21 protein-coding genes and 1 pseudogene are annotated in these 21587 nt (G+C 71.5%); 10 read left to right on the top strand and 12 right to left on the bottom strand.

The window, feature by feature from the left end:
* Window positions 1-1416, bottom strand: coding sequence for an MFS transporter (locus BLQ34_RS12980; RefSeq protein ID WP_157693039.1), 1416 nt, complete (start codon window positions 1414-1416; stop codon window positions 1-3).
* 136 nt (window positions 1417-1552) lie between these two features.
* On the opposite strand from BLQ34_RS12980, the gene BLQ34_RS12975 reads away from it, so the two are divergent.
* The gene (locus BLQ34_RS12975; RefSeq protein WP_091786200.1) at window positions 1553-2470 is read left to right on the top strand and encodes a phosphoribosylaminoimidazolesuccinocarboxamide synthase; all 918 of its coding nucleotides are present in this window, start codon (window positions 1553-1555) and stop codon (window positions 2468-2470) included.
* Here BLQ34_RS12975 and BLQ34_RS12970 read toward each other — a convergent pair.
* Complete coding sequence (locus BLQ34_RS12970; RefSeq protein WP_157693038.1) at window positions 2434-2886, bottom strand: nitroreductase/quinone reductase family protein; 453 nt, start codon at window positions 2884-2886, stop codon at window positions 2434-2436. The two genes, BLQ34_RS12975 and BLQ34_RS12970, sit on opposite strands and share 37 nt — an antisense overlap.
* A gap of 212 nt (window positions 2887-3098) precedes the next feature.
* Here BLQ34_RS12970 and purS point away from each other — a divergent pair, with 212 nt between their 5' ends.
* From purS to purL, 3 genes are read left to right on the top strand one after another with little or no spacing between them, the layout of a single operon-like run.
* Window positions 3099-3356, top strand: coding sequence for a phosphoribosylformylglycinamidine synthase subunit PurS (purS, locus tag BLQ34_RS12965; RefSeq protein WP_091786195.1), 258 nt, complete (start codon window positions 3099-3101; stop codon window positions 3354-3356).
* Window positions 3353-4024 (top strand): phosphoribosylformylglycinamidine synthase subunit PurQ, encoded by a 672-nt coding sequence (gene purQ, locus BLQ34_RS12960; protein WP_091786193.1) that lies wholly within the window; start codon window positions 3353-3355, stop codon window positions 4022-4024. Before purS ends, purQ begins: the two co-directional genes overlap by 4 nt.
* Window positions 4021-6321, top strand: a complete 2301-nt coding sequence (gene purL, locus BLQ34_RS12955) for a phosphoribosylformylglycinamidine synthase subunit PurL (protein ID WP_091786190.1) — start codon at window positions 4021-4023, stop codon at window positions 6319-6321. Before purQ ends, purL begins: the two co-directional genes overlap by 4 nt.
* A gap of 280 nt (window positions 6322-6601) precedes the next feature.
* On the opposite strand, the gene BLQ34_RS12950 is transcribed toward purL, so the two are convergent.
* Window positions 6602-8578 carry a PPC domain-containing protein gene (locus tag BLQ34_RS12950; protein ID WP_091786188.1) on the bottom strand — a complete coding sequence of 659 codons (1977 nt, stop codon included), beginning with the start codon at window positions 8576-8578 and terminating at the stop codon, window positions 6602-6604.
* A 152-nt stretch (window positions 8579-8730) separates the two neighbouring features.
* Between BLQ34_RS12950 and BLQ34_RS12945 the strand changes: the two genes are divergently transcribed.
* A complete protein-coding gene (locus tag BLQ34_RS12945; protein WP_091786185.1) occupies window positions 8731-9093 on the top strand; it encodes a sterol carrier family protein in 363 nt (120 codons plus the stop codon).
* Between the two features lie 28 nt (window positions 9094-9121).
* Entirely contained in the window at window positions 9122-9514 is a 393-nt protein-coding gene (locus tag BLQ34_RS12940; protein WP_091786183.1) for a VOC family protein, read from the top strand.
* A gap of 122 nt (window positions 9515-9636) precedes the next feature.
* Here BLQ34_RS12940 and BLQ34_RS12935 read toward each other — a convergent pair whose 3' ends face one another.
* The 4 genes from BLQ34_RS12935 to BLQ34_RS12925 all read right to left on the bottom strand — a co-directional run bounded on the left by BLQ34_RS12935 (window position 9637) and on the right by BLQ34_RS12925 (window position 12608).
* Complete coding sequence (locus BLQ34_RS12935) at window positions 9637-10671, bottom strand: Gfo/Idh/MocA family protein (RefSeq protein WP_091786181.1); 1035 nt, start codon at window positions 10669-10671, stop codon at window positions 9637-9639.
* A gap of 66 nt (window positions 10672-10737) precedes the next feature.
* Window positions 10738-11199 carry a polyamine aminopropyltransferase gene (locus BLQ34_RS19350; RefSeq protein WP_231961138.1) on the bottom strand — a complete coding sequence of 154 codons (462 nt, stop codon included), beginning with the start codon at window positions 11197-11199 and terminating at the stop codon, window positions 10738-10740.
* Entirely contained in the window at window positions 11187-11540 is a 354-nt protein-coding gene (locus BLQ34_RS19345) for a polyamine aminopropyltransferase (RefSeq protein WP_231961135.1), read from the bottom strand. Before BLQ34_RS19345 ends, BLQ34_RS19350 begins: the two co-directional genes overlap by 13 nt.
* Window positions 11541-11561: 21 nt before the next feature.
* Window positions 11562-12608: a zinc-dependent alcohol dehydrogenase family protein gene (locus BLQ34_RS12925; protein ID WP_091786178.1), complete on the bottom strand. Its 1047-nt coding sequence runs from the start codon at window positions 12606-12608 to the stop codon at window positions 11562-11564.
* Between the two features lie 89 nt (window positions 12609-12697).
* Between BLQ34_RS12925 and BLQ34_RS19340 the strand changes: the two are divergent.
* A pseudogene (locus tag BLQ34_RS19340) lies at window positions 12698-13450 on the top strand (alpha/beta fold hydrolase); the annotation flags it as partial.
* 200 nt (window positions 13451-13650) lie between these two features.
* Window positions 13651-14550, top strand: coding sequence for an LLM class flavin-dependent oxidoreductase (locus BLQ34_RS12915; protein ID WP_331712503.1), 900 nt, complete (start codon window positions 13651-13653; stop codon window positions 14548-14550).
* An 88-nt stretch (window positions 14551-14638) separates the two neighbouring features.
* On the opposite strand, the gene BLQ34_RS12910 is transcribed toward BLQ34_RS12915, so the two are convergent.
* From BLQ34_RS12910 to BLQ34_RS12895, 4 genes are all read right to left on the bottom strand, one after another.
* Window positions 14639-15457, bottom strand: coding sequence for an anti-sigma factor (locus BLQ34_RS12910; protein ID WP_091786171.1), 819 nt, complete (start codon window positions 15455-15457; stop codon window positions 14639-14641).
* On the bottom strand, window positions 15454-16050 hold the full coding sequence (sigK, locus tag BLQ34_RS12905) for an ECF RNA polymerase sigma factor SigK (RefSeq protein ID WP_231961133.1): 597 nt from the start codon (window positions 16048-16050) through the stop codon (window positions 15454-15456). Before sigK ends, BLQ34_RS12910 begins: the two co-directional genes overlap by 4 nt.
* A 24-nt stretch (window positions 16051-16074) precedes the next feature.
* The gene (locus BLQ34_RS12900; RefSeq protein WP_091786169.1) at window positions 16075-16710 is read right to left on the bottom strand and encodes a fasciclin domain-containing protein; all 636 of its coding nucleotides are present in this window, start codon (window positions 16708-16710) and stop codon (window positions 16075-16077) included.
* 175 nt (window positions 16711-16885) lie between these two features.
* A complete protein-coding gene (locus BLQ34_RS12895) occupies window positions 16886-18523 on the bottom strand; it encodes a molybdopterin-dependent oxidoreductase (RefSeq protein WP_091786166.1) in 1638 nt (545 codons plus the stop codon).
* A gap of 80 nt (window positions 18524-18603) precedes the next feature.
* Here BLQ34_RS12895 and BLQ34_RS12890 point away from each other — a divergent pair, with 80 nt between their 5' ends.
* Together BLQ34_RS12890 and purF are read left to right on the top strand one after the other, a co-directional pair.
* Window positions 18604-18828: a hypothetical protein gene (locus BLQ34_RS12890; RefSeq protein WP_091786164.1), complete on the top strand. Its 225-nt coding sequence runs from the start codon at window positions 18604-18606 to the stop codon at window positions 18826-18828.
* Between the two features lie 64 nt (window positions 18829-18892).
* Window positions 18893-20431, top strand: a complete 1539-nt coding sequence (purF, locus tag BLQ34_RS12885; protein ID WP_091789942.1) for an amidophosphoribosyltransferase — start codon at window positions 18893-18895, stop codon at window positions 20429-20431.
* Window positions 20432-20496: 65 nt separating this feature from the next.
* Here the strand turns inward: purF and BLQ34_RS12880 are convergent, their stop codons facing one another.
* Entirely contained in the window at window positions 20497-21447 is a 951-nt protein-coding gene (locus tag BLQ34_RS12880) for a PDDEXK family nuclease (protein WP_091786161.1), read from the bottom strand.
* Window positions 21448-21587 lie beyond the last annotated feature (140 nt).

The raw sequence follows: 21587 nt of genomic DNA, 5'->3' as shown, positions 1-21587 counted from the left end.
TCAACCGGCGCGGCGGGCGGCCGCGAGGCCCACGGCACCCACGAGGCCGCAGGCGGCGATGGTGGTCGCGAACAGCCAACCGGGCAGGTCGGGCGCCTGCCACGCGATCAGCGCCCCGGCCGCCGCGAGTCCCACGGCCTGGGCGACCGACGCGGTGAGACTCGACGCGGCGGTGATCCGGCCCTGGTCGCTCACCGGGGCGAAGAGCAGGAGCTGGGTCGAGAGGGTGGGCGACACGATCCCCATGCCGAGCCCGGCGACGCCCCAGAGCACCAGCCCTGCGACCACCGGTAGCAGGTCGAGGCTGGTGAGCGCCGGGCCGAGCACGCCGACCGTGATGAGCCCGAAGCCGACCGCGAGGCGGCGCACCGCCGACACCCGGCGCTGCACCACGTCGAGCCCGTGCAGCTGTGACCCGGCCGCCCAGGAGAGGCCGGTGACGGTCAGGCTGGCGCCGGCTGCCGCCGGCCCCAGGCCGTGCGTCGTGGTGAGCATCAGGGGCAGGAGGCTCCCCGCGGTGCCGAAGGCGGCGGCCACGAGCCCGCGCAGCGCCACGAGCGCCGGTATGCCGTGGGCGAGCCGCAGTGTCCCGGCCGGCAGGACGGTGCGCAGGGCCGGCACGGTGGCGGCTGCGCCGACCAGCACGAGGGCGAGGCCGAGCACTTCGACCGGGCCGGACCGGCCGAGCAGCGACCCGCCCGCGGTCAGCGCAGCCAGCCCGGCCGCGGCGAGCGCGGCGGCGCGCACGGCCCGGTGCTCCCGTGGCGTCCAGCGGGTGTCCTGCTCTGCGGGCGATCCGCTCGCGCCCTGGGAGCGCATGGCCGGCCGGAGCAGCAGCCACGCGCCGGGCAGCAGGACGACCCCGACCCCGAACACCGAACGCCACGACAGCGTCTCGGTGAGCAGCCCGGCGACCGGCGGCCCGACCAGCGACGGGAGGACCCAGGCGGCGGCGAACGCCGCAAACACCTTGGCCCGCAGCTCCTCCGGCATCGTGCGGGCGAGCAGCACCGTGAGCGAGACGTCCATCAGCGCCTCGGAGATCCCCGACCCGAACCGACCCAGCGCGAAGACCGCCATGCTCGGGGCCAGCGCCATCGCCACCTGCGACGCGAGGAAGACGAGCATCCCGGCCTGCAGGGGGCGCACCGGCCCGCGGTGGTCGGCCCAGGCACCTGCGACGACGGTGGCCACGACGAACGACACCAGCGGCGCCGCGCTCGCCGCCCCGAACAGCCACAACCCGTCGAGGTCGCGAGCCACGGTGGGAAGGACCGTCATGGTGGCGCGGTTCTCGAACGCGCCGAGGGTCACCAGGGCCACCGCTCCCACGGCGAACGGGAGGTGGGCGCGGTCGAAGAGCGAAGGTGCGCGGAAGGGGGTGTCGGGCGCCGCTGGGTCGGTGGCGGTGGTCATGGCCCCGAGTCTGGAAGTTGAAGTCGACTTCAAGTCAAGCCGCACCTGTTGCGTCACGGGAGTCACGCCAGCGTTGGTACCGGCTCCCGTGACCACCGGGACGCAACAGGTGGAGGCGGCTGCGAGGATGTCGGGCATGACGTCCCCCCAGCCCGGGCCCGCAGCCCTGCCGCTCGACCTGCCCGGCTACGCCCACGTCTACTCGGGCAAGGTCCGCGACCTCTACGCCCCCCTCGACCCCTCCGGCGCGCCGCGCGACGACCAGCTGCTCCTGGTCGCCAGCGACCGCCTCTCGGCCTTCGACTTCATCCTCGGGACGCCGATCCCCGACAAGGGCGCGGTGCTCACCCAGCTGTCGCTGTGGTGGTTCGAGCAGCTCGAGGACCTGGTGCCCAACCACGTCGTCTCGACCGAGGTCCCGGCCGAGGTCGCCGGGCGGGCGGTGCTCGTGCGGCGGCTCGAGATGCTGCCGGTCGAGTGCGTGGCCCGCGCCTACCTCACCGGTGGTGGGCTGCGTGAGTACGTCGCCGACGGCCACGTGAGCGGGGTGCGGCTCCCCGACGGTCTCGTCGACGGTTCACGCCTGCCCGAACCGGTCTTCACCCCGTCCACCAAGGCGCCCGTGGGCGAGCACGACCAGCCGATGTCGTATGCCGAGGTCGTGGCTGCCGTGGGCGAGCGCACCGCCCAGCGCGCCAGCGACCTCACCACCCGGATCCTCGCCCGGGGCAACGAGATCGCGGCAGAGCGGGGCATCCTCATCGCCGACACCAAGGTCGAGTTCGGGATCGACGGCGACGACCTGGTCCTCGCCGACGAGGTCCTGACGCCGGACTCGTCGAGGTTCTGGCCAGCCGACCAGTGGGAGCCCGGGCACACGCAGCCGTCCTTCGACAAGGAGTTCGTCCGCGAGTGGCTGACCTCGCCCGCGAGCGGCTGGGACAAGGCCTCCGGCGAGGCCCCGCCGCCCCTGCCGGACGACGTGCTCGAGCGCACCCGGGCCAAGTACGTCGAGGCCTACGAGCGACTGACCGGGCGGACCTTCTCGTCCTGACCCACCGGGGTCAGCAGCGCGACGGGGATCGGCCGGCCAGCCTTGCGGGCATACCTCGCGACGCCGGGGAGCGCGGCGAGCACCACCTCGTCCCAGACCCGGTCGCGCTCGGCGCCCACGAGCTCCCGGGCCAGGGCGCGACCACCGTGGCCGGGCACCCTGAGCTCCGTCTCGCCGGCGGCGCGCAGGTTGCGGAACCAGTCCGGGTCGTGCGGGCTGCCCGAGCCGGTGCCCCAGACCAGGAACCCGTCGGGCTGCCGCAGCGCCCGCACGCAGGTCGAGCGGGGCAGTCCGGTGCGCCGACCCGTCGTGGTGAGCATCACGACGGGTGCCTGCGCGGTCCCACCCATCGCACGCCCGTCCAGGCGCCGGTACATCCAGACGCCGATCCGGTTGCCCCATGAGGCCGTCGACATGCTCCGAGTGTCCCGCCGTCGGGGCGGGTGGGGAAGGGTCGAGGGCGCACCGAAGACACCAGTCGAGACCGTAGGTACGGACCCGGTCGGGAGGTGCGGTGCGGTGCCGGCGTCCGGGAGGTGACGGCGCGGCATACCCACGGCCCGGGCGCGGATAGACTGCGCGTGCTTCCTTCCGGCACCACCCCCGCTGCAACCCAGGAGACACCCGAATGGGCCACGTCGTCATCGACGTCATGTTGAAGCCAGAGATCCTCGACCCCCAGGGTCAGGCCGTGAACGGGGCGCTCCCCCGACTCGGCTTCGAGCAGTTCACCGACGTGCGGCAGGGCAAGCGGTTCGTGCTCACCGTCGACGGCGAGGTGACCGACGAGCACCTCGCCGCGGCAGCCGAGGCGGCCGAGAAGCTGCTCTCCAACCCCGTCATCGAGGACGTCGTGTCCGTCCGGGCGCAGGACCCCGACCAGTGAAGGTCGGGGTCGTCACGTTCCCGGGCTCGCTCGACGACCGTGATGCGGCCCGGGCGGTGCGCGCCGTCGGCGCCGAGGCCGTCACGCTGTGGCACGGAGACGCCGACCTCAAGGGGGTCGACGCGGTCATCCTGCCGGGCGGCTTCTCCTACGGCGACTACCTGCGGTGTGGCGCGATCGCCCGCTTCGCCCCGGTCATGGACGCGCTCGTCCCCGCCGCGAAGGGCGGCCTGCCGGTGATCGGGATCTGCAACGGCTTCCAGGTGCTGTGTGAGTCGCACCTGCTGCCCGGCGCGCTGATCCGCAACGACCACCGCAAGTTCAACTGCGTCGACCAGCGGCTCGTCGTCGAGAACGCCGGGACTGCTTGGACCTCGGACTTCGAGGCCGGCCAGGAGATCACCATCGTCCTCAAGAACGGCGAGGGTGGCTTCGTGGCCGACGAGCGCACCCTCGACGAACTCGAGGGTGAGGGCCGTGTGGTGTTCCGGTATGCCGGTGACAACCCCAACGGCTCGTACCGCGCCATCGCGGGCATCACCAACGACCGCGGCAACATCGTCGGGCTCATGCCGCACCCCGAGCACTGCATCGAGGACGGCTACGGCCCCTCGACCGACGGGCTCCCGTTCTTCACCTCCGTCCTGAAGGCAGCTGTCACCGCATGACCGTCCAGACCGAGCGCCCGTCCGTCGACACCGTCGAGCACGCGGCCACCACCCCTGACACCGAGCAGCCGTGGGCCGAGCTCGGGCTGAAGGCCGACGAGTACGCCAACATCCGCGAGATCGTCGGTCGCCGGCCGACCAGCGCCGAGCTGGCGATGTACTCGGTGATGTGGTCGGAGCACTGCTCCTACAAGTCGTCCAAGGTGCACTTCTCCCTCTGGGGCGAGAACACCACCGACGAGATGCGCGAGAAGCTGCTCGTCGGGATCGGCGAGAACGCCGGGGTCGTCGACATCGGCGACGGCTGGGCGGTGACCTTCAAGGTCGAGTCGCACAACCACCCGTCCTACGTCGAGCCCTACCAGGGCGCGGCGACCGGGGTCGGTGGCATCGTCCGCGACATCATGTCGATGGGTGCGCGCCCGATCGCGGTGATGGACCCGCTGCGGTTCGGCAACCTCAACCACCCCGACACCCAGCGCGTCCTGCCCGGCGTCGTGGCTGGCGTCGGTGGCTACGGCAACTGCCTCGGGCTGCCCAACATCGGCGGCGAGGTCGTGTTCGACGACTGCTACCAAGGCAATCCGCTCGTCAACGCGCTCTGCGTCGGCGCCATGCGGGTCGAGGACATCCACCTCGCCAAGGCGTCCGGTGTCGGCAACAAGGTCGTGCTGTTCGGGGCCAAGACCGGCGGCGACGGCATCGGCGGCGTGTCGGTGCTCGCGTCCGAGACGTTCGACGAGGGCGGGCCGACCAAGCGCCCCGCTGTCCAGGTCGGCGACCCGTTCGCCGAGAAGGTCCTCATCGAGTGCTGCCTCGACCTCTATGCCGCCCACGTGGTCGACGGCATCCAGGACCTCGGCGGGGCAGGCCTGTCGTGTGCCACCAGCGAGCTCGCGTCCAACGGTGACGGCGGGATGCAGATCGAGCTCGACCGCGTGCCGCTGCGCGACGCCTCGCTGCGACCCGAGGAGATCCTCATGTCGGAGAGCCAGGAGCGCATGATGGCCGTGGTGGCTCCTGAGCATCTCGACGAGTTCCTGGCGATCACCGACCGCTGGGACGTCGAGGCCACCGTGCTCGGCGAGGTGACCGACGGCGACCACCTCGTGATCACCTGGCACGGCGAGGTCATCGTCGACGTTCCGCCGCGGTCGGTCGCCCACGAGGGCCCGACCTACCACCGCCCGCTGGAGCGGCCGGCATACCTCGATGCGTTGCAGGGCAACGGCACCGACTCTCTGGGGCGTCCCGTGGACGGCGACGGGCTCAGGAGCGACCTGCTCACCCTGCTCGCGTCCCCGAACCTCTGCGACAAGTCCTGGGTCACCGACCAGTACGACCGCTACGTCCTGGGCAACACCGCGCTCGCGATGCCCGACGACGCCGGGGTCGTGCGCGTCGACGAGGAGACCGGGCGCGGGGTCGCGGTGTCGACCGACTGCAACGGCAGGTTCGCCAAGCTCGACCCGTATGCCGGCGCGCAGCTGGCTCTCGCGGAGTCCTACCGCAACGTCGCGACGGCGGGGGCGACCCCGCTCGCGGTCACCGACTGCCTCAACTTCGGGTCGCCCGAGGACCCGGGTGTCATGTGGCAGTTCCGCGAGGCCGTCAAGGGCATCGCCGAGGGCTGCAAGACGCTCGGGATCCCCGTCACCGGCGGCAACGTGAGCTTCTACAACCAGACCGGCGACGTGGCGATCCACCCCACGCCGGTCATCGGCGTCCTCGGCGTCATGGACGACGTGGCGCGGCGCACTCCGTCCGGCTGGAAGACGCCCGGCCAGGTCATCTACCTGCTGGGCGCCACCGGTGACGAGCTCGGTGGCGGCGAGTGGGCGCACGTCGTGCACGGCCACCTCGGCGGCTTCCCGCCGGCGGTCGACCTGGGTGCGGAGCAGCTGCTCGGCGAGATCCTCGTCAACGCCAGCCGCGACGGGCTCGTCGACGCTGCCCACGACCTGTCCGACGGTGGCCTCGCCGTCGCGCTGGCCGAGGCGACCTTGCGGTATGGCGTGGGCGCCCGGATCTGGCTCGAGGAGGTCTGCGAGCGCGACGGGATCGACGCGTTCACGGCGCTGTTCAGCGAGTCCACGGCGCGCGTCGTCGTGGCGGTGCCGCGCTCGGAAGAGGTGCGGTTCACCGACATGTGCACCGCCCGTGGCCAGGTGCACGCGCGGATCGGCGTCGTCGACGACGAGACCGATGGGCTCGACGTGCAGGGTCAGTTCACGGTGTCGCTGGCCGACCTGCGCACCGCGCACACGGCCACCATGCGGGACGTCTTCGGCGACTGACCTGCCGCGTCCCGGCCACTGGTGGCTCGGTCCGCACCGAACCGAGCGCCGACCGGAGCCGGACGCGCGAGCGGCCCGGTTGCGCATCCCCCTGCGCTCCCGGGCCGTTCGTTCCCCTGTGTGTCCCCGCCAGAAACAGTACGGCCAGGGTCTGACAGCGCCAATGGGTAGAAGTACCCATTCTCGTCCACCGAACGGCTGGGGGTGCGCCGCGGACGCAGGGGCCTCCGCGGCGCACCGGTCAGTGTGTCGTCACCTGCCGGGGCTCACCGGCCGGGGCTCACCGCGGTGCGGTGTAGGCCCACGCGGCGACGTTGAGGGTGTTCTCCTTCCCGGTGAACCCCTCGGCGGGGATGTAGTCGTCGAGCGCGAAGTCGACGTCCTCGTCGTCGGCCGTGCCACCGACGTTGTCGGGCCCGACGCCGAACAGGTTGCCGAAGCCGGTGCCACCCGCGTCCATCAGGCTGTGCTGCGGGTTGGCGTTGTCGGTGTGGTAGTTGCCGATCATGTGGCCGACCTCGTGCGCGATCACGTTGCCCACCGCCTGCGACACGAACCCGACCCGGTCGCTGCCGGCGTTCAGGTAGGTGTTGAGGGAGGCCGGCCCGCTGGGGTCGCTCAGGACGTCGAGCAGCACGACGGCGCTGTCCTCGTGCCCGTAGTTGCCCGGGTCGATGAACTGCGCGATGCCGATGGTGGAGATCCCCGACTGGGCGATGGTGCCGCCGACGATCACGCGCGACACGTTCTCCTTGCCGAAGGGGTCGGCGTGGTCCTTGCTGTTGAGCACCTTGACCCGCACGTCGGAGTTGACCGCCCGCAGGTCCTGCTTGATGTTCTCGGTGACCTCGGCCGTGATCGCATCGATCAGCGCGCCCTCCTGCGCACGGGTCAGACCCCACTTGGCGACGAACGACCCGAACGGCGAGAGGGTGCGCACGCCGGGACCGCCCCAGATCGCGGTGTTGACGGTGGCCCCGTCGAAGTCGAGGAACACCGTCTGGGTCCGCGTGGACGGGTCGATCTCGGACCCGGGCCGGAACCCGTTGACCGTCACGTCGTACGCGCCGACGCCGGAGCCCAGCTCCAGGACGTACTGACCGGCTGACTCCGCGACATACGCCAGCACCGCGTTGCCGCCACCGGGCAGCGGTGAGGTGGGCGGGTAGAGCGAGGAGGCGTCCTGGTCGGTGCCCATCATCTGCACGCCGTCGGGCCGGTAGAGGGTGAGCGCCCGGGAGGAGCCCGTCACCGTGCCGCCGACGACGTCGCCCGGCTTGAGCGCGAACGAGTAGAAGTCGTGGTCGACGGCGAAGGCCGCGATCCGCAGGCTGTAGGCGGGTTCGGTGGCGCCCCCGAAGCCGCTGCCGGAGTCCATCGGGTCGCGGGGGAAGGAGCCCGGGATGGCGTAGCCGGCGACCATTGCGTAGTAGGTCGCGGTGGCCGGCGCGGTCCAGCTGAGGACGCTGGTGAACCCCGGCCCGCTGTCGTCGTCGACCGCGAGCCGCTCACCGGTGCTCGAGTAGACCGCCACGATCGTGTCGGCGGTCGCCGCGGAGGCGGAGGTGTCGACGAGGATGGTGTTGCCGGCGTTGACGGTCAGCTTGTAGAAGTCGAAGTCGTTGGTGCCGTCGCCTGCGCTGCCGTGCGGTCCGTCGCCGAGCTGGCCCGTGGTGGTCCGCGCGCCCGACCCGGTGATCCCGGTGTTGCCGGCCAGCGGGATCGACCCGTTGTCCTCGGCGACCGGTGCCAGTGCGGTGGCGGTGGGGGCGAGGTCGGGCATCGAGCCGAGGATGCGCAGCTGCGACGCCTGCTTGGCCCCCGTGCCGAACCCTGCGATCGGTTCGGCGTTCTCGCGGGTGTCGTTGGCCCCGCTCGTGCCGGCCGGCTCCTCCTCGTCGTGCACGATCGTGCGGACCGCCCGTGCGGTGGTGGCCGCAGCTGCGGCCTTCTGCACGGACTTGAGCGTGCTGCCCTTTGCGCGGGCCCTGCCATCCCTCGCCATGGCCTCGCGCCAGGTCGTGTAGTCGATTGTGGTCGCATCGGGCAGCTGCGCCAGATACGGGTTCGGCTGGACCGCCGTCGACTTCGCGCCCGCCGTCGCGCCCTTGGGCGCCACCTGCACCCCGGCCGCCAACGCGTCGCGCTGGCCCGGTGTCAGGTCGCCCGCGGGTCCGGCGAGTGCCGGCCCCGAGGCGACGACGAGGCCCGCGACTGCGGTGGCCGCGGCTGCGGCGATGTGCCTCCTGTTGATCATGTCCCCGGCTCCTCCTGTTGGTTGGAGGCTGTTTGCCCCGTTGGACCGTATGTGACGTAGATCACTCCCGCATCCGCACGTCTCTGATCAGCGCAAATGCGGACCAGTCGGGCGGGTCGGGGCCTGGGGGTGCGTCGTGCGACGATGCCGGTATGCCGCCGCGCCGCCGAGTCCCCGTCGCCACCGGACGGGCCGCGGTGGACGCCTGGCGCTCGCTGGGCGAGGCCACCGAGCGGGCCGACGTCGGCACGGCGGTCCGCTACACGCTCGAGGAGCTGAGCGTCGTCGCGCCGGGGCGCAGCGTCGAGGTGCGGGTCCCGCCGTTCGGCGCGGTCCAGTGCATCGAGGGGACCACCCACACCCGCGGCACCCCGCCGGCCGTCATCGAGACCGACCCGCAGACCTGGCTGGCCGTGGCGACCGGCGCGCTCGGCTGGGACGACGCCTGGCAGTCCGGCACGCTCCGGGTGAGCGGGCACCGCGCCGACCTCACGGCCTACCTCCCACTCGCCTGACCGCACCCACCCGAGGAGACTCACGCGCATGAAGATGAAGCTGGAGCTCGTGCCGCTGCCCGTCGCCGACGTCGAGCGCTCGATCGCGTTCTACGAAGGAAAGCTCGGGTTCACCAAGGACGTCGACCACCGGCCCACCGAGGGCATCCGGATCGTCCAGCTGACCGCGGAGAGCTCCGGGTGCTCGATCGGCTTCGGGACCGGGCTCGGGGTCTACGAGGGCGAGCCGGGCAGCATCCGGGGCTTGCACCTCGTGGTCGACGACATCGACGCGGCTCGGGCCGAGCTCATCGAGCGCGGGGTCGAGGTCAGCGAGGTGCACGACTTCGGTGGTGGCGTGCGCGGGGCGGAGTTCGCCGACCCCGACGGCAACTCCTTCGAGCTCCAGGAGATGGCCTGGCGCAGAGGCGACGCCTTCTAGTCCCGACCTGGTGCGCGCAGATCGTCACCGCACCCCCGACACCCCGTCCCGTTGACACACCCCGTTCCGGTGGCACACCCTGTCCCGGTGACCGCCAGGTCGCAACACGTGGCTCGAGGGGGCTACTCGCCGGGGTAGCGGACGCCGACCTGGGCACGGGCGTCGTCGAGCGCGTCCATGATGGTCAGCGTCTCGGCCAGCGGCAGCAGCGGCGACTCGAGCGCGCCGGCGGTCACCTGGCGGGCCACCTCGGCGGCTTCGAAGTGCAAGCCGTGTGTCGTGTCCTCGTTGCTGAACTGGTCGAGCTCGGTGCCGTCGTTCGTGATGAGCCGGACCACCGCCTCCGGGGCGTAGAAGTCGCCGTCGATCTCCAGCCGCGCCTCGGTGCCACACACCACGGCCGTGGTGGGCGTCTTGGTCAGCATCGTCGTGCCGAGGACCCCCATGGCCCCGCTGCTGCTCGTGACGCCGATCGCGGCCTGCGCGTCGACACCCTTGTCGGTGCGGGTCCCGCTCGCCGTCACGTCGGCGAAGTCGCCCAGCACGAAGTGCGCGAACGACACCGGGTAGACGCCGAGGTCGAGCAGCGCACCGCCGGCCAGGGACGGCTCGGAGAGGCGCGCTGGTCCGTTCGGGTAGAGCCTCTGGCCGTGGTCGGCGTGCACCGTGTGGACCTCACCGAGCAGCCCGGTCTCGAGGCACTGCCGCACGACGTCGATGTGGGGGAGGAACCGCGTCCACATCGCCTCCATCGCGAAAACCCCTGCGGCAGCGGCGGATTCGATGATGTCGCGAGCCTCGTTGGCGCTGCGGGCGAAGGCCTTCTCGACCAGCACCGGCTTGCCCGCGCCGGTCGCGAGCAGGGCGTGGGCGCGGTGCTCCGAGTGGGGCGAGGCGACGTAGACCACGTCGACGTCCGGGTCTGCGACCAGCTCCTCATAGGACCCGTAGGCGGCGGTGACGGCGAACTCGTCCGCGAACGCCCGGGCCCGGTCCACGCTGCGCGAGGCGACGGCCTGGAGCTGCTGGCCGGTGCCTGCCCGCAGGGCGGTGGCGAAGGAGCGCGCGATGCCCCCGGGGGCGAGGATCCCCCAGCGCAGCGACGGTGCCTCGCGAGGGTCGGGCGTGCGGGGAGCCGGGAGCGTCAGGGAAGGCATCGCCCCATCATCGGGGGTCGCCGCACCTGACGCACAGGGCGTCCCACCTGCTGAAGTCCGCGCGGGTCAGCGGATCCGCCACTCCCCGGGGGCGGTCGGCGGTCGCGGCGAGGGGACGGCGTCGGCGTCGGTGAACGGACGGCCCGAGCCGAGCGCACGCCGCAGTGCGTCACCGTCGAGCACGGTGCTGGGGAAGGCGCCCCGGGCGACGGTGCGGATGATCGACCCCAGGAGCAGTGGCCGGCTCGACCCGACGAGGACGAGGTTGCCGAACCGGCGCCGTTTCCAGATGTCGACCTGCGCGATGGCGACGGTGTGCGGCAGGTGCTCCGACAGCCCCGCCAGCACCCGCGAAGCGTGCCGGTGGTCGGGCTCGTCGGCAGTGTTCATGGCCACCACGCCACCGGGCCGGAGCACCCGCGCGACCTCGGCGAACCACTCCGACGAGGTGAGGTCGGCCGGGACCTGGCTCTCGGCATACGCGTCGACGACGACGGCGTCCGCGCTCGCGTCCTTCAGTGCCGCCACGCCTTCACGGCCTCGCTGGGGTCGCACCCGGATCCGGTGACCGCGGGGAGCGGCAGCGACCGGCGCACCTGCTCGGTGAGCGGCGCATCGGGCTCGAGCACGATCTGCGGCGAGCCCGGCCGGGTGGCCTGGACGTAGCGCGGCAGCGTCAGGGCGGCGCCACCGACGTGGGTCACCGCCACCGGCCCGTCGGGCAGCGAGTCGAGCACCGCGCCGAGGTGCTGGACGTAGCCGAAGACGAGCAGCTCGGGGTCCTCGAGGCTGACGTAGGACTGCGGGTAGCCGTCGACGAGGACGGTGCTCCCGCCGTGCTCGTCGACCTCGATCCGGAAGTCCTGCATGCGCTGGGCCGCCAGAGCCGGTCAGGGACGGACGAGTGACTTGATCGCCCGCCGCTCGTCCATCGCCGCGTAGCCCTTCGCCACCTCGGAGAGCGGCACCTCGAGGTCGAAGACCAGGCCCGGGTTGATCGCTCCCGACAGCACGTCGTCCCGCAGCTGCGGCAGGTACTGACGAGCCGGCGCGATGCCGCCGGCGATCCCGACGTTGCGGACGAACAGGTCCCGCACCGGGTACTCGATCCCGTGCGGCACACCGACATAGCCCACCGTCGCGCCCGGACGGGCGGAGGCGATGGCCGTCGACATCGACTCGTTGGTGCCGACGCACTCCAGCACCGCGTCGGCGCCGACCCCGTCGGTGAGCTCCTTGACGGCGCTCACGGCATCATCGCCGCGCGCCTCGACCACGTCAGTCGCGCCGAACTCGCGGGCGATCCGCTGGCGGGGCTCGTGGCGCGACATCGCGACGATCCGCTCGGCCCCCATCCGCTGGGCGGCCAGGACGCCGCTCAGCCCGACCGCGCCGTCGCCGACGACCACCACGGTGTCGCCCTCCTGCACGCGGGCGGCGACTGCCGCGTGCCAGCCCGTGCCCATCACGTCCGACAGGCTGAGCAGGCTCGGCACCAGGCTGTCGTCCGGCACCTCACGGGTCGCGACGAGCGTGCCGTCGGCGAGCGGGACGCGCACGTACTCCCCCTGCCCACCGTCGACCATCGCGCCGTCACGGTCCTCGCCGCCCCAGAAGCCACCGGCCGAGCAGCGCGACTGGATGCCGACCCGGCAGTGCGGACAGGTGTTGTCGGAGTACATGAACGGCGCCACCACGAAGTCGCCCACGCGCAGGCTCCGCACCTCGGCGCCGACCTCCTCGACGATCCCGACGAACTCGTGGCCGATCCGGGTCGGCTCGGTCACGTCGTTGATCCCGCGATAGGGCCACAGGTCGCTCCCACACACGCACGCGGCAGTGACGCGCACGATGGCGTCGGTCGGCTTGACGATGGTCGGGTCCGGCACGTCTTCGACGCGGATGTCGCGGGGGGCGTTGAGGATGGTGGCCTTCATGCGTCCCAGCCTCCCACGACGCCAGGCACGGTATGCCGTGTGGTGCCGGTGCGCGGGGGAAGGAGCGCCGGGCGTAGGTGAAAACTCTGATGCGGCCCCGCGGTGACGAGAGGATCGTGGCCGGCATGGGCTCGTCACGACGCACGGGTGCCGTGATCTGCACGGCGTTGGCGTTGGTCGTCACTGGGTGCGCCGGGGGAGGGGGCGGCGCCACGGTGACGAGCTCGACGACGCCGGGCTCCGGAGCCACCCAGTCGACGACCCGTGCCGCTGCCGAGGAGCGACAGGTCGAGGGCAGGTACGACGTCGGGGGCCATCGGCTCTTCATGCGGTGCGTCGGGGCAGGCGAGCCCACGGTGGTCTATCTGCACGGCTGGATCAACAGCCCCCGGATGCTGCCCTTCTCCAACGGCGAGATCGTCGCGCAACGGCTCCCCGACCACCGGGTCTGCCTCTACGACCGCCGCAACGTGGGTCGCAGTGAGGCGGTCGACGCCGAGCAGACCCCTGCGGACATGCTGCACGACCTGGAGGGCGTGCTCGCGGCCGGCGGGGCGAGGCCTCCCTACCTCCTGATGGCATCGTCGTTCGGCGGGCTGCTCGCCTACTCCTTCCTCAACGAGCACCCGGAGGACGTCGTGGGCATGGTGCTCCTCGACGCGATGTTCCCCGACGAGCTCGGACTCGACCGCTACCTCAAGCCCAAGGACCGGTTCGCCGCCTACGCGAAGGACGATGCCTGCTGCTCGCTGGAGCGCATCTCCCAGTACGCGCTGGTCCGCGGCCTCCAGAGGTACATCGGCAAGGAGCCGGCCGTGCCGGTCATCTACCTGGCGGCGCAGCAGGAGCCGCGCACCGTCAACGACTACGACTCCCCGAGTACGACAAACGGATCACACCGGCGTTGCAGGCCTACGTCGACCGGTTCAGCCCCGGCCAGCTGGTCTGGGTCGACTCGCCGCACTTCATGGAACCGGCAGCGCCGGACGTGGTCGCGCGAGCCGTGCGCGACGTCGCGGCGTTGGCGAAGAAGAGCTGAGGTATGCCGCGTGGCGACCACGCGGCATACCCTCACCGCATGCGTTTCGGCATCACGATCCTCCCCGAGCACCACTGGACCGACGCGGCGCCCCGGTGGCGACGAGCCGAGGAGCTCGGCTTCGACCACGCGTGGACCTACGACCACCTGGTGTGGGCTGGACTGCCCGACTCGCCATGGTTCGGGGCGCTGCCCACGCTGACCGCCGCGGCAACGGTCACCTCGACCATCCGGCTCGGCACCTTCGTGAGCTCGCCCAACTATCGACACCCCTATGTCTTCCTGCGCGACCTCCTTGCGCTGGAAGACATCTCGGGGGGTCGCCTGCTCTGCGGTCTCGGCACCGGCGGTGACCTCGACTCGCGCATCCTGGGGGAGGAGCGCACGGTGAAGCAGCGGGTCGACCGGTTCCACGAGTTCGTCGAGCTCCTCGACCGGCTGTTCCGCGAGGACCACGTCGACCACGCCGGTCCGGACTACACCGCCGTCGACGCGCGCACCCTGCCGGGACCGGTGCAACGACCCCGGGTGCCGTTCGTCATCGCCGCCAACGCGCCGCGGTCACTGCGCCTGGCCGCGCGGCTCGGACAGGGGTGGGTCACCTACGGCAAGGGTGGCGACACCCTCGACGAGTGGTGGGCAGGGATCGCCGAGCTGAGCGCGCGACTCGACGAGAGCGAGGCGCAGGCGGGCCGCGAGCAGTCCCTGGACCGCTACCTGTCGCTCGACGGCGCGCCGCGGTTCTCCCTGGAGAGTGCCGGGCTGTTCACCGACCTGGTGGGCCGGGCGGCCGAGCTCGGGTTCACCGACGCGGTGACGCACTGGCCGCGGGCTGAGGGTGCCTACGCGGGCAGCGAGGCGGTGCTGGACGAGGTCGCTGGCCTCCTGCCGTCCCTGCGCTAGGTCAAGCCCACACTTCTGGCCACCCGTGCCGCACCGGCGCCCCGAGAAGGCGTCGTCATGCGGCACTGGTGGCCAGAAGTGTGGTGGATCAGGTGAAGGCGAAGAGCGCGATCGGCTCACCCGTGGGTGCGGTCGAGCCACCCGCAGGTTCTTCGGTGATGCCGGCGCCCGTGGCGGTCGCCGCATCGCCCTCGAGCAGGATGGTCACGGTGTCAGCCGCGCCGTGCGGCATCACCCCTGCGCTGACCATGCCGCGGTTGGGCTGGTCGAACCACAGCTGGAAGTCCTTGCCCGCGGGGGCGGCCGGCATGTGGTCGGCGATGATCACGGCCTTGCCCAGCGAGGCACTGCGCACGATGGTGGCCTTCGCACCACCGATCACCTTCTCGTAGCGCTTGGCGTCCTTCGCCTCGAGCACCTTCTCGATGGCGCTGACGTTGCGCGGAGGAGGGGTCCCGTCGTCCCACGGGCTCCAGGCCAGCCCGCCGACGAGCAGCACGGCCGCGGCAGCGGCACTGGCCAGCCAGGCGGTCACGCGACGGCGTGGGCGGAACGGGACGACCGTGCTGTCGGGCACGGCGTGGGAGGCGGACCCAGTCCGGGTCGGCGCATCAACCGTGGGCGAGGGTCCGCCAACGGGCCCGGAAGCGACTGGGCCACCGGACTGCGCCTCGAGAGGGGGGAGCGGCCGCACCGTCTTGATGCCGGCCAGCACGCTGTCGCGCATCGAGGCCGGCGCAGCGACCTCACTCATCAGGGAGAGCTGGGTCGCGGCCTCCTGGAGGGAAGCCACCTCCGCCTGGCACTCAGGGCACTCGGCGAGGTGCAGCTCGAAGGCGCTGCGCTCCTGCTCGTCGATGGCGTCGACTGCATAGGCGCCGACCAACCCGTGGATGTCGGCACTCATGACTGCACCCCCATGGTGTCTCGCAGACGGATGAGACCGTCACGTATTCGGGTCTTGGCCGTGCCGAGGGGCACGTCCAGGAGGGAAGCCACCTCGGTGTGCGTGTAGCCGCCGAGGTAGGCGAGCTCGACCGCGCTGCGTTGCGTGTCGGTGAGCGAGTCCAGGGCGTTGCGCACCCGCTGGGCGTCGAGCCGGCGTTCCACCGTCTCGGACGTCTCGTCGAAGCTGCGTTCCTGGTTGCGCGAGCCGTAGGTGTCCTCGCGGTCGGTGGACGCCTGCGCGGACCGCACCCGGTCGACCGCCTTGCGGTGCGCGATGGTGAGCATCCAGCTCACCGCGCTGCCCCGCGCGGGGTCGTACCGGGCGCTGGTGCGCCAGATGTCCAGCAGGGCCTCCTGGGCGACCTCCTGCGACTGCGCAGGATCCCGCACCACCCGCAGCACCAACCCGTAGATCCGGGCCGACACCGCGTCGTACAGCTGGGCGAATGCTCCTTCGTCCCCGAGGGCGCTGGCGCGCAGGAGACCGGCAAGGTCGGTGCCCACGGCAGCACCGCCCCAGGACGGTTGAGGACCTGAGGGGGTTGCTGCCATGGGCACCATCATCGCTGATCAGGCTCAGCTGGGGAGGAGAACGCCGTCGATGATGTAGACCGTGGCGTTCGCGGTCTGCACGTTGCCGCAGACGACCTTGGCCTTGCCGATCGTGAAGTCCTCACCGGACCCCTCGACCTTGATGGTGCCGCCGCCGAGCGTCTTGTGCTCGCCCGCCAGCATCTCGGGGGTCAGCTTGCCGGGCACCACGTGGTTCGTGAGCACCTTGGTGAGCAGGCCCTTCGGGTCCTTCATCGCCGCGTCCATCGTGGCCTTCGGCACAGCGGCGAAGGCGTCGTTGGTCGGGGCGAAGACGGTGATGTCCTTGGCCGAGTTGAGGGTCTCGCCGAGGCCGGCCTCGGTCACCGCGGTGACCAGGGTCGACAGGACGGGGTTGTTGCTGGCGGCAGTGGCGACCGGGTCGGTGGCCATGCCGGAGAACGAGCCCTTGCCGTCCGCGGGGACCGCGGAGCAGCCGGCACCGAACGGCTTGCCGGCCATGTCCTCGGTCGTGGTCGAGGAGGAGCTCGACGACGACGAGGACGGGGCGGTCGAGCTGGAGGCGGCTGCGTCGTCGGAACCGGAGTTCCCACAGGCGGCCAGGCTGAGCGGAAGGGCGAGGGCGAAAGCAGCAATGGTGCTGCGGCGTGCAAGTCGCATGGTGGTGGCTCCTTGTCGTGGACTGTCTGACATGGGGTATTCGGCCCCACCCGCGCAGTGGATTGCGATTCGCGAAACTTTTTCTGCCAGTTCGGAATTCGCCCCACCGAGCACGCAAGAACCCGGTGCCGCACGAGTGGACGTGGGGCACCGGGCGCCCGGCGGCGGGCCGGGGTCAGGAGATGATGACGACGATGGAGTGCCAGCCGGAGGCTCCGCCGGGGAAGGGGTCGGCCCGCTTCTCGGTCTGGAACTCGCCGGTGCCGTCCTTGGCGCGCACGGTGAGGTCGTGGCGACCGGGCTTCGCGTCCCAGATCCAGTACCACTGGCGCCAGTAGTCGGTGCCGCCGTCGGGACCGAGGGTGGCCTTCTGCCACTCGCCGTCGTCGACGCGGACCTCGACCTCCTCGATCCCGCGCTGCTGGGCCCAGGCCACCCCGCCGACGGCGATCTTCCCGGCGTCGTAGGTGGCCAGGCCCGCAGGCGTGTCGATCCGCGCCTGCGTCTTCACCGTGCCGTCCGTCAGCCAGTCGCGCTTGGTCCAGTAGGCCTGCTCCGCGGCATACGTCGTCGCGGTCAGCTTGGTCAGCCACTTGGTGGCCCCCACGAACCCGTAGAGGCCCGGGGTGACCAGCCGCGCCGGGAAGCCGTGCCGTGCGGGCAGGGGCTCGCCGTCCATGGCCACCGCGATGAGGGCGTCGCGGTCGTCCGTGAGGGCCTCGATCGGGGTCGAGATGGTCATGCCGTCCGTCGACTCGCTGAGGATCTGGTCGACGCCGTCCTGCACCCCCGCCCGCTCCAACAGGTCACGCACCCGCACGCCGAGCCAGCGGGTCGACGAGATGTAGGGGCCGCCGACCTCGTTGCTGACGCAGTTGAGGGTGATGTCCTTCTCGATCATCGGCATCGTGAGCAGCTCGTCGAACGTGATGGTCAGCTTGTTGTCGACCTTGCCGTCGATCTCGAGCTTCCAGTTGTCGACGTCGATGCGCGGGATCACCAGGGCGGTGTCGACCCGGTAGAACTCCTTGACCGGCGTACGGAACTGGCTGACACCCTTGACCTTTCCCTCGATCCCGGTGGGAAGGGCCTGCAGGGTGTTCTGGGGCTTGGGCAGGGCGACCGAGGACGGGAGGGTGGCCGGGACCGCGAGCTTCTGGCCGAGCGCGCCGAGGGCGGCGGCACCGACGGTGACCCCGGCGGCTCCCAGCAGGAAGTTGCGTCGAGCGGGTGCGCCCGCCGTGCCCTTCGCGTATGCCGTGTGGTCCAGCGGCGACTCCGGCTTCGCGTCCGGCTTGGTCGTGCCGCGGTCGGGGGTGGGCGCGGGCTGGGTGGTCTGCGCACCGGGAGTGGGGAGGTTCGGGATGAGGGCACGGAGCCCCGCGATCGTGACCAGGCCGATGATCGCCGTGACGAAGGCAGGGACGACGTCGAACGGCGCGGAGGCCGGCCGGAACCACGCGGCGAGACCTGCCAGCGTGGCCATCCCGACGAGCAGGATGTTGGCCAGGCTCGGCCTGGTGCGCGAGACGAGCCCGATCGCCGCGGCGGCCAGCACCACCACGAGGGTGACGCTGCTCAGCAGGATCGGCTTGTCGGCGGTGCCGAAGTTCTGGACCGCCCACTCCTTGACCGGCGTGGGGGTCGCGTCGATGACGGTCGAGCCCACGGCGAGCACGGGTGAGGCGGCGGGGTTCACGAAGGCGGCGACGAGGTGACCCACCGCCATGCCGGCCGCGGCCGCGAGCACGCCGCTGACGGCATACATCACTCGCTGGCTCTTGCTGCCCGGTGTCGGTGCGGTGCGTTCCATGTCTGTCATTCGTACTCGCAGCCGTCGCAGATGGGGTCCCCGACCCGGTTACGGGATGGTGACGCGGGTAGCGTGAGCACGTGCCCCCCACTCGTCGCTACCCCAACTTCGTCGCCTTCATCGCGACCGGAGCGATTCTCGGCTTCGTCGTCGGCTCGGCGTTCGCCTACTTCAGCGACAACACGACGGACTACGGGCACGACTACAGCATGACCAGCGCGGTGCTCTTCCTCGGCGTGGTCGGGGCGTTCGTCTTCGGGCTGCTCGCCGCCGTCGTCGCCGTGCTGCTCGACCGGCGCGCCTGAAGCCGGCCACGACGCGCTCGGGCGGCTGCCCGGCGGGGCCGTCGCCTGTGTGAGAATGGGGCACGTGGCACGCGGCGACGGACGGCTCTCGCACGATCTGCTTCCCGGCGAGAAGGGCCCGCAGGACGCCTGCGGGGTCTTTGGTGTCTGGGCTCCCGGTGAGGAGGTCGCCAAGCTCACCTATTACGGCATCTACGCGCTCCAGCACCGTGGCCAGGAGTCGGCCGGCATCGCCACCTCCGACGGGCACAGCATCCTCGTCTACAAGGACATGGGCCTCGTCTCGCAGGTGTTCGACGAGCGCTCGCTGGCCTCGCTGCGCGGACACCTCGCCGTCGGGCACGCCCGCTACTCCACGACCGGCGGCTCGACCTGGGAGAACGCCCAGCCCACTCTCGGCGGCCATGCCGAGTCCACTGTCGCCATGGCCCACAACGGCAACCTGACCAACTCGGCCGAGCTCCGCGAGCTGATGGCGGAGCGCGCAGCCGACGGCTACGCCAACAGCGGCAGCGAGGTGTTGCGCGGCAACACCACCGACACCGCCCTGGTCACCGCGCTGCTCGCCGACGACCCCGACCGGTCGCTCGAGGCCGCCGCCCTCGAGCTGCTGCCCAAGCTCAAGGGCGCCTTCTGCTTCGTGTTCATGGACGAGAACACCCTGTATGCCGCGCGCGACCCCCAGGGGTTCCGTCCCCTGGTGCTCGGGCGCCTCGAGCGCGGCTGGGTGGTCGCCTCCGAGACGGCCGCGCTCGACATCGTCGGCGCCTCCCTGGTGCGCGAGGTCGAGCCGGGTGAGCTGATCGCGATCGACGAGGACGGCCTGCGCTCGCAGCACTTTGCGACCGCCAAGCCGAGCGGCTGCGTCTTCGAGTACGTCTACCTGGCCCGCCCCGACACCACCATCAACGGCCGCGGGGTGCACGAGTCGCGGGTCGAGATGGGCCGGATCCTGGCGCGCGAGCACCCCGTCGAGGCCGACATGGTGATGCCGACACCCGAGTCGGGCACGCCGGCCGCGATCGGCTACGCCCAGGAGTCCGGCATCCCCTACGGCCAGGGGCTCGTGAAGAACTCCTACGTGGGACGCACCTTCATCGCGCCCTCCCAGACCATCCGCCAGCTCGGCATCCGGCTCAAGCTCAACCCGCTGCGCGAGGTGATCAAGGGCAAGCGCCTGGTGGTCGTCGACGACACCATCGTCCGCGGCAACACCCAGCGCGCCGTGGTCCGCATGCTGCGCGAAGCGGGGGCGGCCGAGGTGCACCTGCGGATCTCGGCGCCGCCGGTGAAGTGGCCGTGCTTCTTCGGCATCGACTTCCCGACCCGCGCCGAGCTGATCGCCAACGGCGCCGCCGTCGAGGAGATCGCCACCGCGATCGGGGCCGACTCGCTCGGATACATCTCGGAGGAAGGCATGGTCGCGGCGACGCACCAGCCGAAGGAGTCGCTCTGCACGGCGTGCTTCAGCGGTTCCTACCCGGTGGAGCTGCCGGACGAGAGCCGGCTCGGCAAGAACCTCTTCGAGACGCTCCCGATCGACGTCGACGGCGTGACGCTGGGTGTCGGTGGCGGCGCCCAGGACGCCCTCCTCCGCCCCTAGCCCGCCCGCCCCACGCCTCACGCCTCCCGAGTTCGGGGTATTACCGGGCGCCATAGCGCTCGATATCACCCCGAGCTGAGGGGAGCGGAGCGACCCGCAAGACGAGCGTGGGCCTCGCACACCTGATCGAGGAAGGCGTCCGGGTCGAGCCGCAGCCCGATGAGGTCGATGCGCAGGACGGTCCGACCTGCCAACGTCAGGGCGTTCTGCCGGAAATTGTCGTCGGTCACGGCCAGGCCGGCGCGGTGCCCGGCGCCGTCGATCTCCACCACCAGGCCGACGTCGTCCCAGCAGACGTCCAGGTACACCCGGCCGCGAGGGCCTTTCGCGACCCGCTGACGGGTGGGCTCCGGGAGCCCACGATGACGGCAGAGCAGGGCAAAGTCGAGCTCGCCGAGCGACTCCGCCCCTGCGGCCACGTCCTGGGCGATCCTGAGGATGAAGGCCACCCGACGTCGCCCAGGAGTGCGACGAGCAGCATCCACCAGCTGCGCGCCGGAAGCGAGCCGCTGTTGCGCGGTCATGGCCAGCACCAGCGCGGCCTGCCGGTCGCTCACGGCCCATTGGGCTGCCCGGATCGCAGCCACGGCGGGTGTGGTGCGCGGAGGCCCGGTGCGAAGCACGTCCTCGGGCGGCCGGCTCGTGACGCGGTGCACTTCCACCCCGGACACCCGACCGGGGTCGCTGCCGTGCGGCACCGACACCTGTGTCATCCGGGTGGTGAACCCCGTCAGGCCCGCAGCGACCAGGGCTGATGCCCCATCCACCACGGCGATCCGCGGGCCCACTTCCCAGAATGCCCGCCAGAGATCCGCCTGTGGGGACAGGGGTTCGTGGCTCAGCGCGACGGTCTGGTTGCCGTGCAGCACCCACCTGCCTGTGTCGATGGCATGGCGGATTGCTCGGCGGTCGACCCCCACGGCCCGCAACAGCTCGCGCGACACGACGCCGCCGTGCTCCGCCCCAAGTCGGAGGACCTCGTCGCGTCGATGTCGCCGTTGCTCAGCAGTGGTCACGGCCCGACGGTGCTGCCCGGGCGGCCGGCTCGCGAGATGGCGGCAGACTCCCTGTGGACGACAGTGCCCAAGGGCCGACCCTGTGGATCCCGTTCGGGGTATTAGCGGGCGTTATAGCGCCCGCTAATACCCCGAACGCG

This window comes from Pedococcus dokdonensis (assembly GCF_900104525.1).
Classification (GTDB): domain Bacteria; phylum Actinomycetota; class Actinomycetes; order Actinomycetales; family Dermatophilaceae; genus Pedococcus; species Pedococcus dokdonensis.
This window is presented reverse-complemented; position numbering and strand designations above follow the sequence as displayed.